We start from the raw sequence: 12,847 nt of genomic DNA on the forward strand, positions 1-12,847 counted from the left end.
TTTGACCGCCGTCATGGTATGATGAAGGCGGTATATTCCACCACAGTCAGGAGGCCCGGCCCTTGAACTATCAAATCCTATTCTGCGATCTGGACGGAACGCTCCTCCGGTCGGACAAGGCTCTCGCTCCCGCCACCCGGGCGGCTCTGGAGCGGGCAGTCCGGCAGGGGGTGGAGTTTGTCCCCGCCACCGGGCGGTTTTTCAGCGGCATGCCCGCCGTGGTGCGGGAGCTGCCCTTCCTCCGCTATGCCGTGCTGATGAACGGCGCGCTGGTGTACGACCGGCTGGAGGACAGGGCCCTCCGCCGGGCGGAGCTGGCGCCGGAGACCGCTGTGCGCGTCATGGAACGGCTGCAGGACTTCTCCGGCACCCTGGACTGCTACATGGAGGACAGCCAGGGCTGGATGGAGGCCAGGTATCTGCAAGAGCTGGAGCACTGGATCCTGGATCCCCCCGCCCGGGAGATCGTCCGCGCCTCCCGCAGGCCCATGGAGGATCTGCCCGGCTACATCCGCCGCCGGGGAAGGCCGGTGCAGAAGATCCAGAGCTACTTCCGGGATCCCGCCGTCCAGCGGGAGGTGCTGAACACCCTGCCGGCGGAGTTCCCGGAGATCACCGTGGCCTGCTCCCTGCCCGGCAACGTGGAGATCACCCACCGGGACGCCACCAAGGGGGCGGCCCTGGAGTTTCTGTGCGGGCATCTGGACATCCCCGCCGCGCAGGCCGTGGCCTTCGGGGACGAGCGCAATGACTGCTCCATGCTGCGCGCGGCGGGGCTGGGGGTGGCCATGGGCAACGCCGCCCCCGAGGCCAGGGCCGCCGCCGATGTAGTGACCGCCTCCAACGACGAGGACGGGGTGGCGCAGATGCTTCTCCGGCTGCTGGAGGGGGAGGCGCCGTGAGCGAGCCCTGGTATCTCCGCCAGCTGGACAAGGAGGGCCAGGCCGCCTACCACGCCATGAAAACCGGCCTGGCGGAGCTGCGCCCCGCCTTCCCCGTCCCCCGGCTGGAGGGAAAGGCCCTGGGGGATGTGCTGGCACGGCTGCGGCTGGACTGCCCGGAGCTCTTCTACGTCACCGGCTTCTCCTGCCGGGTGCACCCGGCGGCCGCCACGGTGGAGTTCCTCCCCCAGTACCTCTTCGACAAGGGAAAGATCCGCGGCCACCAGAGGGCCCTGGCCGCCCGCATCGACCGGCTGTGCCGCCCGGTTCTGGACAAGGGCGAGGCGGAAAAGGAGCAGTATGTCCACGACTTCATCTGCCGGAACGTGCGCTATGACAAGCTGAAAAAGCCCTACTCCCACGAGATCCTGGGCCCGCTGGGCCAGGGGGTGGGGGTGTGCGAGGGCATCGCCAAGTCGGTGAAGGCCCTGTGCGACCGGCTGGGCCTGTGGTGCATCGTGGCCCTGGCGGAGAACAACCCGGAGAAGGGGATCAAGTACCGCCACGCCTGGAATGTGGTGCGGCTGGGCGGTCAGTACTACCACCTGGACGCCACCTTCGACAATTCTCTGGGCGGGGACGGGCTGGTGCGCTATGACTACTTCAATCTGGACGACAGGCGGCTCTTCCGGGATCACGAGGCCCTGGTCTACCCCGTGCCGCCCTGTGCCGACGGAAGCCGCTTCTATTATAAGCAGGCCGGGTGTTCCTTCACCCGGGTGGAGGACGCGGCCAGGCGGGCCGCCCAGGCCATCCGGAAAAAGCAGCCCCTGGTGTTCCACTGGCGGGGCGGCCCCCTGACCCGGGAGGTGCTGGGAGAGCTGGCCGCCGCCCTGGAGGCGGCCGCCGGGGCGAAGGGGCGGCACGCCGCCATCCGTCTGAACTGGCCCCAGGCGGTGCTGGAGATCCACTTTCCGGAGGCCCCGCCGGCGGATACCTGCGTGGCCCAGGAGGCCAACGAGGGGGAGGCATTGGAGTGAAGCTGGAGGAATATCTGCCCTTCTGGGATAAGCTGACCGGGGCGCAGCAGAGGCGCCTGACCGGCAGCGCCGCCCTCCGGCACTTCGACCGGGGGGCCATGGCCTACGGCGGCGGGGCGGAGTGCGCCGGACTGATCCTGCCGGTGGAGGGGCAGCTGCGGGCCTACCTGCTCACCGACGAGGGGCGGGAGCTCACCCTTTACCGCCTCTTTCCCCGGGACATGTGCCTGTTCTCCGCCTCCTGCGTGCTGCGGGGGATCCAGTTTGACGTGCTGGTGGAGGCGGAGCGGGACACGGTTGCCCTCTTTCTCCCGGCCCAGGTGTACCAGGGCCTGATGGAGGAGAGCGCGGCGGTTGCCAACTTCACCAATGAGCTCATGGCTGACCGGTTCTCCGAGGTCATGCGGCGGATGGATCAGCTGCTGAGCAAGAAGCTGGACGTGCGCCTGGCCGCCCTGCTGGTGGAGGAGAGCCGCCTGGCGGAGTCCTCCACCCTCCGCCTCACCCACGACCGGCTGGCCCGGCACCTGGGCTCCGCCCGGGAGGTGGTCACCCGCCTGCTCAAGGACTTCCAGGCCGACGGGCTGGTGAAGCTGAGCCGGGGCGGGATAGAGCTGCTGGATCTCCCCCGGCTGGAGGCTCTGGCGGCGGAGCTAGGGCTGGTTTGAAAATTGGCGATGTGTCCAGCGGCGAGGGATTTTGGGCCGCTGGCAAGCAATTTTTTCGCAGGAATCCTGACGGATTTCAAGGAAAAATTGCGCCGTCCAGGGGGCAAAAGGCCCGCCGATTGGGCATGTTGACATGTTTCAAACAAGCCCTAGGGTGATTTTGTCACAGAACTCCGGTTCCCTGTGTGGTATCCTCTCATCATACAAGAGAACCCACACGGGAAAGGAGCCTGCATCATGGGACTGTTTGATTGGTTTGCCCGCCGCCCAAGCCTGGCGGAGGGCCTGGAGACCTGGAAGAGCACGCCGGGGGCCGTCCTGCTGGACGTGCGCACGCCGGAGGAATACCGCGCCGGACACATCCCCGGCGCCCAAAACCTGCCCCTGAACCGGCTGAGCGCCGCCTCGGCGCCCGCCGGAGTTCCCCTGTTTGTCTACTGTCACAGCGGCGCCCGCAGCGCCCAGGCCCGGAGGATTTTGGAAGGGGCGGGCCGCACCGTCACGGATCTGGGCGGCCTGATGGGCTACCGCGGGCCGCTGGAATCATAAGGAGGAAACGGATATGAAGGTTGTCATCATCGGCGGCGTGGCCGGCGGGGCCACTGCCGCGGCCCGCCTGCGCCGCCTGGACGAGGAGGCGGAGATCATCATTCTGGAGCGCACCGGCTACGTGTCCTACGCCAACTGCGGCCTGCCCTACTTCGTGGGCGGGGTGATCACCGACCGGGATGAGCTGACCCTCCAGACCCCGGAGGGCTTCCGCCGCCGGTTCGGCATCGACGTGCGGGTGGGCCACGAGGCCCTGGAAATCAACCCGGCGGAGCACACGGTGGAGGTGCGCAGTCTGGCCGACGGCAGCACCTATACCGAGAGTTACGACAAGCTGATCCTCTCCCCCGGCGCCCGGCCCGTCATGCCCGGCCTGCCCGGGGAGGACGATCCCCGGGTGTTCACCCTGCGCACCGTGGAGGACACCTTCCGCATCCGGGACTATCTGGATACCCACCCCGTCCGCCGGGCCGTGGTGGTGGGCGGCGGCTTCATCGGACTGGAGGCGGCGGAGAACCTGCTCCACGCCGGGGTTGCCACCACCCTGCTCCAGAAGGGGAACCAGGTGCTGCCCCCGCTGGATGCCGACATGGCGGCGGAGGTGCACGCCTATCTCCGGGGCTGCGGGGTGGAGCTCCGCCTGGGCGCCCACGTCACCGGCTTTGTGCCGGATGGAGAGGGTCTGTCCGTCACCCTGGAGGGTGGGGAGGCCGTCCCCGCCGACCTGGTGCTGCTGGGCATCGGGGTGATGCCCGAGTCGGAGCTGGCCCGGAGCGCCGGGCTGGCCCTGGGCGTTAAGGGCACCATCGCGGTGGATGAGCACATGCGCACCAGCTGCCCCGACATCTACGCCGTGGGCGACGCGGTGGAGGTGCGCCACTTCGTGTCCGGGGCGAAAAGCCACATCGCCCTGGCCGGCCCGGCCAACAAGCAGGGCCGCATCGCCGCCGACCACATCTGCGGCATCCCCAGCACCTTCACCGGCTCCCAGGGCACGTCGGTGATCAAGCTCTTCGACATGACGGCGGCCTCCACCGGTCTCAACGAGAAGACGGCCCGCGCCGCCGGGGTGGACTACAGCAAGGCCGTCACCTACTCCGCCTCCCACGCCACCTACTACCCCGGGGCCCACAACATGACCGTCAAGACCCTCTACGATCCCGCCACCGGCCGCATCCTGGGGGCCCAGATCGTGGGCTTCGACGGGGTGGACAAGCGGATGGACGTACTGGCTGCCGCAATCCGGGCGGGCCTCACCGCCGCCGACCTCACTGAGCTGGATCTGGCCTACGCGCCCCCCTACGGCTCCGCCAAGGATCCGGTGAACATGGCGGGCTATGTGATCGAGAACCTCCGCGCCGGCCGGGTGGAGCAGCACCACTGGGACGAGGTGGCCGGCCTGCCCGCCGACGGGTCGGTGGTGCTCCTGGATGTGCGCACCCCCGGCGAGGTGCGGCGCCAGGGCCTGCTCCGCCCCGACGCGGTGAACATCCCCCTGGATGAGCTGCGGAACCGGCTGGGCGAGCTGGATCCGGCCAAGAAGATCTACGTCAACTGCTTCAGCGGCCTGCGCAGCTACCTGGCCTGCCGCATCCTGAGCCAGCACGGCTACCGCTGCTCCAACCTGGCCGGCGGCTGGCGGTTCTGGTCTTACAACGCCACCGACCGCGCCCACGACGCCGCGCCCACCCACCTGTGCGGCATCCCCACCGGCCAGGGGAAGTGACCGACCCCTTCTGACACAGAAAGCACCCCGCGCCGCCCATCAGGCGGCGCGGGGTGCTTTTGTCATTGCCGGGCCGCGCTGCCTCTACCGCTCCAGCAGGCGGCAGAGCATGGCGGCCAGCTCGCCGCGGGTGGCGGTGCGGGCGCCGCTGTAGGACTCGCCCACCATGCCCAGACCCTGGGCCAGGGCGGCATAGCCCAGCTCGCCGACGGGGATGGAGTCCGCGTCGGCATAGGCGCAGGTGTAGATGCCCTCCAGCCGGGCCGCCGGGCCGTAGCCGGCGCAGTCCAGCAGGCAGCGCACCAGCGCCCCCCGGGTGACGGGGCTGTCCTCGTCCCGCTCACTCCGGGTCAGAGCTCCCATGCGGTAGGCGGCGGCATAGGCCCCGTCCACCGTCTCCGCGTCGGCGTTGTCCGGGTCGATGCGCCAGCCGTCCAGGCTGGCCAGCAGGGCCACCATATCCCACTGGGTCAGGCTCTTGTCCGGCCGGAAGAGGCCGCCGTCGTAGCCCACGCCGTAAGAGGCCAGCTTCTCCACATCCGCCCGGGCCCAGGAGCCCTCCAGATCCGAGTAGGTGAGGGCGCCGCCGGCCGTCTCCGGCCAGACCGGCTCCCCGGTGGCGGCGTCGATGCCCAGGCAGTAGGTGTCCCGCTCCAGGGCGTAGGTCAGCCGCAGGCCGTAAAAGTGGGTGAGGCCCAGCTCCAGCAGCCTGGCCTCCAGGGGCTCGTCCCCGTCCAGGGGGCGGGGCACCAGCCGGTAGGCCAGCACGGCGTCATAGGTGTCCGCCCAGGCGGCCAGGGCGGAGGCTTCATCCACAATGCCCTCCGGGCTGGCAAAGGTCACGGCCTCGTCATAGACAGCGCGGAGGCGGTAGACGGAGCCGTCCCCCAGGTCGATGGCTATGGTATAGCGGTTCTCCGGGAAGGGGATGCCGTTGGCCTGCTGCACATAGGTAAAGGCGGCATAGGGCAGGCGGCTCTCCCCGCCGTCCGGACTGTCGTAGAGGGTGAGGGCACTCCACCGCGCCCCGCAGAACTCCGCCAGGAAGGCCTCGGCTCTGGCCTGGGCCTCCGACACGGTCAGGGCGGGGGACTCCCCCTCCTCCAGCCAGGGGGCCGAAGAGGACACGGACTCCACCGCGCCGGTGCGGGCGTCCACGGTGACGGTGCGGCTGCGGGTCTGCTCCCCGTCCGCCAGGCGGTAGGACAGGGTGCACAGTACCTGCTCCTCCTCCCCCTCGCCCGTCAGGGCATAGTCGGCGGAGGCCAGGGCATAGTCCTCCAGCCCGTAGGCCGCCTGGGCCCGCAGAGCCTGATCCAGCGTCTGGGCGGAGCGCACCCCCTCCAGCTTGGCAATGCCCTCCTGTTCGGCCTGGGTCAGGCCGCTCTCAGCCCCGCCCGCAGGGGACTCCGTGGCGGCGTCGCTCCCGCCGCCGTTGCCCATGCCGGCCATGAGCTCCTCCAGCTCCGTCATGTTGAGGGTCTCACCGGTGGCGGCGTCGATGTAGAGGGTGTCGGTGTCCTCCGGCAGCCAGCGGAGCACGGCGGCGGAGCTGCCCTCCTCCCTCACATACTCCAGCCGCAGGGCCAGATTGGCGGTCAGCAGCCCGGCGGCCTGGCTCTGGGACACGGCCGCCCCGGGCGCGGGCACGTCCCCCAGGAAGGTGCCCGCCGCCGTGTCCCGGGAGAAGGCGGTCACCGCGTTGTCCGACGCCCGAACGGTGACGGAGTAGTGCAGGGGCGAGGGCAGGCCGTTGAGAAGGAGCTGCCCGGAGAAGCGGAAGCTGTCGCCACCCAGGCGCTCCATGCCCTGCGGCTCCTCCAGCTCCACCGACTCGCCCTCTGCCAGCACCCTGTCCAGGAAGGCCCGGGCCGCCTGGGCGGCGGCGTCCGCGTCCCCCTGGGGGAAGACGGGGAAGTCCCCGCCGCTGGGCGACGTGTCGCTCTCCCCCAGATAGTAACCGGTGACGGTGCCGTCGTCCAGGGCGTCCACAGACAGCGAGCCCTCCGCCCCGTCCCAGCGAAGGCTCCACACGCCGGTCAGGCCGTCCTCGTAGCGGTCACCCTGGAACTGGTCATAGCCCGTGGTGTCCAGGGCCAGGGTATCCTTGACCGCCTGGGTCACCCGGGCCAGGGCCGCGTCGGCGGACTCCTCCGCGGCCGCCGCCGGCAGAGCCAGCCCCGACGCCAGGGTCAGGGCCAGCACAAAAGAAAGCAGCTTCTTCATGCTTCATCCCTCCATTGTCCTCTGTTCTGTGCTTTCCACTGGTTCAGCTGCCTCTATTCTATCTGATTTGACGAAAAATTTCCAGAGAAGTTCCGGATTCCTGTAAAAAATTCCACCCCGCGGGCCGGCGGCAGCATAGTTGCTATGGGGTATCAAAAGAAAAGGTCTTGCGGAGCTGCGGATTCCGCACTATAATGGAGAAAACAAAATCACCGCTCCGAGCGGGAGCGCCTGCAGGCTGCGGCTATGGCGCTTTCGCCAGGGCCAGAGGGGAAACGCTCTGACCTTCCGTGTTTGAAAAGGGGCCGCACCGCTTCTGGGGAAACTCTGTCCAGGAGGGCGCCGCCTTTTCGGGCGGCGCTCTTTTTATGTGCGGTCGCCCCAACCATCTGGAGGAGAGAACAGGCATGAAAACCGGACTGACGCTGGAGGAGGCACAGCAGGCGCTGTGTGACAATATTGACTGTCTGGGGACAGAAAAGCTGCCCCTGGGGGAGGCGCTGGGGCGGAGGCTGGGGTCGGACATCACGGCCCCTCTGGACCAGCCGCCCTTTGACCGCTCGCCGCTGGACGGGTACGCGCTGCGCGCGGCGGACACGGCCGGGGCGTGCCGGGAGCACCCGGTGTCCCTCACCGTGGCGGACACGCTCTACGCCGGGGACGCGCCCCGGGTGCCTGTAACGCCGGGCCGGGCGGTGCGGGTGATGACGGGGGCCATGCTGCCTCCCGGCTGTGACTGCGTGCTGAAGCAGGAGGACACGGACATGGGCTCCCCGGTGGTGGAGATCTACGCCGCTCTGAAGCCGGGGGACAACTACGTGTACCGCGGGGAGGACTACCGGGCGGGGACGTGCCTGCTGCCGGCCGGGAGCCGGGTGGACGCGGCGGCGGCGGGGGTGCTCTCCTCCGCCGGCATCACGGAGGTGCCGGTGCGCCGGCGGCCCCGGGTGGGGGTGCTGTCCACCGGGGACGAGGTGGTGGAGCCCGGCGTCCGCCCCCTGCCGGCCGGAAAGATCTACGGGGCCAACCTGCCCCTGCTGCTCTCCCGGCTGCGGGAGCTGGGGGTGGAGAACGTCACCGGACAGCTGGCCGGGGACGACCCCCAGGCCGTGGCGGAGGCCATGGCGCGGATGCTGGAGACCTGCGACCTGCTCATCACCACCGGCGGGGTGTCGGTGGGGGACAAGGACATCTTCCACCAGGCCCTGCCCCTGCTGGGGGCGGAGCGGGTGTTCTGGCGGCTGAGGCTGAAGCCGGGCTCCCCGGCCATGTTCTCCCGCTTTCAGGGCAAGCCCATCCTGTCCCTGTCGGGCAACCCCTTCGCCGCCTTCACCACCTTTGAGCTGCTGGCCCGGCCGCTGCTCGCCGCCCTGTCCGGGGAGCCGGAGCTGCTGCCCCAGCGGGAGAAGGCGGTGCTGGACACCCCCTTCCCCAAGGGCAGCGGTATCCGCCGGTTTGTGCGGGGAAAATGCGAAAACGGCCATGTCTCCCTGCCGGAGGGCCACTCCTCCGGGGTGCTGCGCTCCCTGGCGGGGTGCAGCTGCCTGGTGGACATTCCGGCGGGGGACGGCCCCCTGGCGGCGGGGGAGACGGTGGATATTTTGATGTTGTGACAACAGGGGTTGACGCGCCGGGGTCGTCGCGCCCCACGGGGTGTCGCCCATCCACACGGCGGGGGCGAGCCCCCGCCCTACATGAAAAAAGGTTGGATAGAAATATGGAAGCGAAATTGAATCACTTTGACGAGGCGGGCAACGCCGTGATGGTGGACGTGACCGGGAAGGAGCCCACCTTCCGGGCCGCGGTGGCGGAGGGGACGATCCGGGTGTCCCGGCCGGTGCTGGAGGCCATTGTGGAGGGCACCGCCGCCAAGGGGGACGTGCTGGGGGTGGCCCGTGTGGCTGGGATCCAGGCGGTGAAGCGCACCTGGGAGCTGATTCCCCTGTGCCACCCGCTGATGCTCACCCACGCCTCCATCGACTTCGACATCCTGGAGGCGGACTGCGCCGTCCGGGCCCGGTGCACCGTGAAGCTGTCGGGCAAGACGGGGGTGGAGATGGAGGCCCTCACGGGGGTGAGCGTGGCCCTGCTCACCATCTACGACATGTGCAAGGCCATGGACAAGTCCATGGAGCTGACGGAGATCCACCTGGTGCACAAGGAGGGCGGCAAGTCGGGGGTGTACGACCGTGGGTAAGGGGCCGGCCATCGCGGCGGTGTCCGGGGTGAAGAACTCGGGCAAGACCGCCCTGATTGAGGCCATGCTGCCCCATCTCACCGCCGCCGGGCTGCGGGTAGCGGTGATCAAGCACGACGGGCACCGCTTCCTGCCGGAGCCCCCGGACACGGACACGGGCCGCTTCCTGGCCGCCGGGGCCTGGGGCACGGCCATCTTTGACGGAGAGAAGTACAAGGTGGTGCGGCGGGAGGTTGTGGACGAGGCCGCCCTGATCGCCCAGTTCCCGGAGGCCGACCTGATTCTGCTGGAGGGGTTCAAATACTCCGCCTGGCCCAAGCTGGAGGTGGTGCGGGCTGGGAACTCGGCGGCCCCGGTGTCCGACCCGGCCACCCTGCTGGCCCTGGTCACCGACCTGCCTCTGGAGGTGCCCGGCGTGCCTATCCTGCCGCTGGGGGACGCAGAGGGTGCGGCGGCGCTGCTGATTCGATACGTCAAGGAGGCGAAGGCCCGTGAATGACCAATATGGACGGCGCATCCACTACCTGCGGGTGTCGGTGACCGACCGGTGCGGCCTCCGGTGCCGCTACTGCATGCCGGAGGAGGGGGTGGAGTGGGTGGAGCACAGCCGCATCCTCTCCTACGAGCAGATTGTCCGGCTGGTGCGGGCGGCGGCGGGCCTGGGCATCGACACGGTGCGCCTCACCGGCGGGGAGCCCCTGGTGCGGAAGGGCCTGGACAAGCTGGTGTGGGCCGTCAAGGCCATCGACGGTATCCGCGCCGTCACCCTGACCACCAACGGCGTGCTGCTGGCCCAGCAGCTCCCCGCCCTCTGCGCGGCGGGGCTGGACGGGGTGAACCTGAGCCTGGACACCCTGGACCGGGGGCAGTACGCCGCCATCACCCGGCGGGATCTGCTGCCCCGTGCCCTGGAGGGGCTGGAGGCCGCCCTGAACACGCCGGGGCTGAAGGTGAAGCTCAACTGCGTGCCCATGGGGGACAACGACGACCAGCTGGTTCCCCTGGCCGCCCTGGCCCGGGACCGGGCCCTGGACGTGCGCTTCATCGAGCTGATGCCCATCGGGCTGGGGAGCTCCCTGCCCCGCCGCACCCAGGCGGAGGTGCTGGAGAAGCTGGAGGGAGCCTTCGGCCCCGCCCTCCCCTGCGCCCAGGGGGGCGGCAGCGGGCCGGGCCGCTATGTGACCTTTGCCGGCTTCACCGGCCGGGTGGGGTTCATCAGCGCGGTGAGCCACCAGTTCTGCGAGTCGTGCAACCGGGTGCGGCTCACCGCCACCGGCTTTCTCAAGACCTGCCTCCAGTACGAGACGGGGGTGAACCTGAAGGCGCTGCTGGAGAGCGGCGCCGACGGGGCCGCCATCCGCGCCGCCATGGAGGGGGCCGTCTTTGCCAAGCCCGCCTGCCATCACTTCTCCGCCGCCGGCACGGCGGAGGACGAGCGGCGGAGTATGTATCAGATTGGAGGATGAGCGGCATGGGAAAGGTGCTTGCCGTGTGTATCAGCGAGAAAAAGGGAACCCAGAAGAAGAACGTGGGCTCCGCCCGGTTCGTGGAGGACTGGGGCATCCAGGGGGACGCCCACGCGGGGAAGTGGCACCGGCAGGTGTCCCTGCTGTCCCACGAGAAGGTGGAGGCCTTCCGGGCCAGGGGCGCCGTGGTGGACGACGGGGCCTTTGGGGAGAACCTGGTGGTGGAGGGGTACGACTTCAAGACCCTGCCCATCGGGACGAAATTCCGGTGCGGCGACGTGGAGCTGGAGCTGACCCAGGTGGGCAAGGAGTGCCACAGCCACTGTGAGATCTACAAGGTCATGGGGGACTGCATCATGCCCCGGGAGGGCGTGTTCACCCGGGTGCTCCACGGGGGCACCATCTCCGTGGGGGACGAGCTGACCATGGTGGAGGAGGGATGAGCATGCGCGTTGCCATCATCACCCTCAGCGACTCCGGCTGCGCCGGCCAGCGGGAGGACAAGAGCGGCCCGGTGATCCGGGCGCTGGCGGAGGCGGCGGGCTATACGGTGGCGCACACCGCCCTGCTGCCCGACGGGGTGGAGCCCCTGGCCTCCGAATTGAAGCGCCTGTGCGACAACGACCTGGCCGATCTGATCCTTACCACCGGGGGCACCGGGTTCTCCCCCACCGACCTGACGCCGGAGGCCACCCTGTCCGTGGTGGAGCGGCCCGCCCCCGGCATTGCCGAGGCCATGCGGTGGCAGTCCCTCCAGATTACCCCCCGGGCCATGCTCTCCCGGGCGGCGGCGGGCATCCGCAAGCAGGCCCTGATCGTCAACCTGCCCGGCAGCCCCAAGGCGGTGCGGGAGTGCCTGGAGTTCATCCTCCCCTCCCTGGCCCACGGGCTGGAGATTCTCAAGGGCACCGCGGGCAACTGCGCCTCGCCAGAATAAACTGCGCTCCGTTCCGCCCCGCGGATGCGGGGCATCCACTCCGCTTCGTTGATTCTGGCTCTCCTCCCGCGACCCGCTTTGCTGGGCTCGCGGGAGGGTTAGAGAAACGGGTACAGGCAGTGTGAGCCTGTCGGCTCATTTTATATAAATTCTTCGAGCCCGCCCGCCTAAGGCGCTGCTATGGCGTCGGGCCGGGGTGTGTCTGGAAACGGATGCGCCTACCATTTTGTAAAGGAGAATGTACCATGAAACGAATTGCAGCCCTGTCCCTTGCCCTGGCCCTCATCCTGGGCCTGGCCGCCTGCGGCGGCGGAAATGCCGGCACCGCGGACACCCCCGCGGCCAACAGCACCACCCCGGCCGCGGAGACCACCGCGCCCCAGGCCGAGCCGGTGGAGGTGGTGGTGTTTGCCGCCGCGTCCCTGGAGGCCACCCTGACGGAGATCGCCGACCTGTACAAAGAGGTGGCCCCCGAGGTCACCCTCACCTTCAACTTCGACTCCTCCGGCACCCTGCGCACCCAGATCATAGAGGGCGCGGTGTGCGACCTGTTTATCTCCGCCGGCCAGTCCCAGATGAACGACCTGGAGGCCGGGCAGAATGAGGACGGCGCCGACTTCGTGTACGCCGACACCCGCATCGACTTTGTGGAAAACAAGGTGGTGCTGGCGGTGCCCGACGACAACCCTGCCGGTATCGAGACCTTCTCCGACCTGGCCACGGACAAGCTGTCCCTGCTGTGCATCGGCAACGACGACGTGCCGGTGGGCTCCTACTCCCTGGAGATTCTGGACACCCTGGGCATCGACATCGCCCAGCTGGAGGCCGACGGCAAGGTGACCTACGCCTCCAACGTCACCGAGGTGGCCAACCAGGTGAAGGAGGGCGCCGTGGACTGCGGCATCATCTACGCCACCGACGCCTATACTTACGAGCTGACCGTGGTGGATCAGGCCACCGCCGACATGTGCAGCCAGGTCATCTACCCCGCCGCCGTCATGAAGAGCAGCAGCGGCGAGGCCGCCGAGGCCGCCGCCCAGGCCTTCCTGGACTACCTCCACACCGATGAGAGCGCCATCGCCGTGCTGGAGGGCGTGGGCTTCACCGTCCTGTAATGGCGGACGGCGGGGGCAAGCCCCCGCCCTACATACGCACAG

13 protein-coding genes and 2 riboswitches are annotated in these 12,847 nt (G+C 69.1%); of the genes, 12 read left to right on the plus strand and 1 reads right to left on the minus strand.

The annotated features are described in order from the left end of the window. The first annotated feature begins 62 nt into the window (after window positions 1–62). From B5E42_RS10405 to B5E42_RS10425, 5 genes are all read left to right on the plus strand, one after another. Window positions 63–902 (plus strand): Cof-type HAD-IIB family hydrolase, encoded by an 840-nt coding sequence (locus B5E42_RS10405; RefSeq protein WP_087239362.1) that lies wholly within the window; start codon window positions 63–65, stop codon window positions 900–902. Further along, on the plus strand, window positions 899–1,921 hold the full coding sequence (locus B5E42_RS10410) for a transglutaminase domain-containing protein (protein ID WP_242967098.1): 1,023 nt from the start codon (window positions 899–901) through the stop codon (window positions 1,919–1,921). The genes B5E42_RS10405 and B5E42_RS10410 overlap by 4 nt, the downstream gene beginning before the upstream one ends. Beyond that, window positions 1,918–2,589, plus strand: coding sequence for a Crp/Fnr family transcriptional regulator (locus B5E42_RS10415; RefSeq protein ID WP_087239364.1), 672 nt, complete (start codon window positions 1,918–1,920; stop codon window positions 2,587–2,589). The genes B5E42_RS10410 and B5E42_RS10415 overlap by 4 nt, the downstream gene beginning before the upstream one ends. Before the next feature lie 237 nt (window positions 2,590–2,826). Further along, the gene (locus tag B5E42_RS10420; protein ID WP_087239366.1) at window positions 2,827–3,138 is read left to right on the plus strand and encodes a rhodanese-like domain-containing protein; all 312 of its coding nucleotides are present in this window, start codon (window positions 2,827–2,829) and stop codon (window positions 3,136–3,138) included. Between the two features lie 13 nt (window positions 3,139–3,151). After that, the gene (locus B5E42_RS10425) at window positions 3,152–4,864 is read left to right on the plus strand and encodes an FAD-dependent oxidoreductase (protein WP_087239368.1); all 1,713 of its coding nucleotides are present in this window, start codon (window positions 3,152–3,154) and stop codon (window positions 4,862–4,864) included. Window positions 4,865–4,948: 84 nt separating this feature from the next. Here B5E42_RS10425 and B5E42_RS10430 read toward each other — a convergent pair whose 3' ends face one another. After that, entirely contained in the window at window positions 4,949–7,090 is a 2,142-nt protein-coding gene (locus B5E42_RS10430; RefSeq protein ID WP_087239370.1) for an S-layer homology domain-containing protein, read from the minus strand. A 203-nt stretch (window positions 7,091–7,293) separates the two neighbouring features. Continuing rightward, window positions 7,294–7,412, plus strand: a riboswitch (molybdenum cofactor riboswitch). An 85-nt stretch (window positions 7,413–7,497) separates the two neighbouring features. Between B5E42_RS10430 and glp the strand changes: the two genes are divergently transcribed. From glp to modA, 7 genes are all read left to right on the plus strand, one after another. After that, entirely contained in the window at window positions 7,498–8,703 is a 1,206-nt protein-coding gene (gene glp, locus B5E42_RS10435; protein WP_162613968.1) for a gephyrin-like molybdotransferase Glp, read from the plus strand. A gap of 104 nt (window positions 8,704–8,807) precedes the next feature. After that, window positions 8,808–9,287: a cyclic pyranopterin monophosphate synthase MoaC gene (gene moaC, locus B5E42_RS10440; protein ID WP_087239374.1), complete on the plus strand. Its 480-nt coding sequence runs from the start codon at window positions 8,808–8,810 to the stop codon at window positions 9,285–9,287. Then, entirely contained in the window at window positions 9,280–9,786 is a 507-nt protein-coding gene (gene mobB / locus B5E42_RS10445) for a molybdopterin-guanine dinucleotide biosynthesis protein B (RefSeq protein ID WP_087239376.1), read from the plus strand. Before moaC ends, mobB begins: the two co-directional genes overlap by 8 nt. Beyond that, window positions 9,779–10,753, plus strand: a complete 975-nt coding sequence (gene moaA / locus B5E42_RS10450) for a GTP 3',8-cyclase MoaA (protein WP_087239378.1) — start codon at window positions 9,779–9,781, stop codon at window positions 10,751–10,753. The genes mobB and moaA overlap by 8 nt, the downstream gene beginning before the upstream one ends. Before the next feature lie 5 nt (window positions 10,754–10,758). Continuing rightward, window positions 10,759–11,196, plus strand: coding sequence for an MOSC domain-containing protein (locus B5E42_RS10455; RefSeq protein WP_087239380.1), 438 nt, complete (start codon window positions 10,759–10,761; stop codon window positions 11,194–11,196). Next, window positions 11,193–11,690: a MogA/MoaB family molybdenum cofactor biosynthesis protein gene (locus tag B5E42_RS10460; RefSeq protein ID WP_343214187.1), complete on the plus strand. Its 498-nt coding sequence runs from the start codon at window positions 11,193–11,195 to the stop codon at window positions 11,688–11,690. Before B5E42_RS10455 ends, B5E42_RS10460 begins: the two co-directional genes overlap by 4 nt. 139 nt (window positions 11,691–11,829) lie before the next feature. After that, window positions 11,830–11,943, plus strand: a riboswitch (molybdenum cofactor riboswitch). Then, window positions 11,936–12,805: a molybdate ABC transporter substrate-binding protein gene (gene modA, locus B5E42_RS10465; RefSeq protein WP_087239384.1), complete on the plus strand. Its 870-nt coding sequence runs from the start codon at window positions 11,936–11,938 to the stop codon at window positions 12,803–12,805. Its footprint overlaps the riboswitch before it by 8 nt. Window positions 12,806–12,847 lie beyond the last annotated feature (42 nt).

Source organism: Flavonifractor sp. An10 (genome assembly GCF_002161215.1).
Taxonomy (GTDB): Bacteria; Bacillota; Clostridia; order Oscillospirales; family Oscillospiraceae; genus Flavonifractor; species Flavonifractor avistercoris.

Bases quoted from the DNA above. Each gene is read 5' to 3' on its own strand.
- B5E42_RS10420 (WP_087239366.1), top strand. From the start codon at position 2,827: ATGGGACTGTTTGATTGGTTTGCCCGCCGCCCAAGCCTGGCGGAGGGC.
- B5E42_RS10455 (WP_087239380.1), top strand. From the start codon at position 10,759: ATGGGAAAGGTGCTTGCCGTGTGTATCAGCGAGAAAAAGGGAACCCAG.
- B5E42_RS10430 (WP_087239370.1), bottom strand. From the start codon at position 7,090: ATGAAGAAGCTGCTTTCTTTTGTGCTGGCCCTGACCCTGGCGTCGGGG.
- B5E42_RS10460 (WP_343214187.1), top strand. From the start codon at position 11,193: ATGAGCATGCGCGTTGCCATCATCACCCTCAGCGACTCCGGCTGCGCC.
- glp (WP_162613968.1), top strand. From the start codon at position 7,498: ATGAAAACCGGACTGACGCTGGAGGAGGCACAGCAGGCGCTGTGTGAC.
- moaC (WP_087239374.1), top strand. From the start codon at position 8,808: ATGGAAGCGAAATTGAATCACTTTGACGAGGCGGGCAACGCCGTGATG.
- modA (WP_087239384.1), top strand. From the start codon at position 11,936: ATGAAACGAATTGCAGCCCTGTCCCTTGCCCTGGCCCTCATCCTGGGC.
- B5E42_RS10425 (WP_087239368.1), top strand. From the start codon at position 3,152: ATGAAGGTTGTCATCATCGGCGGCGTGGCCGGCGGGGCCACTGCCGCG.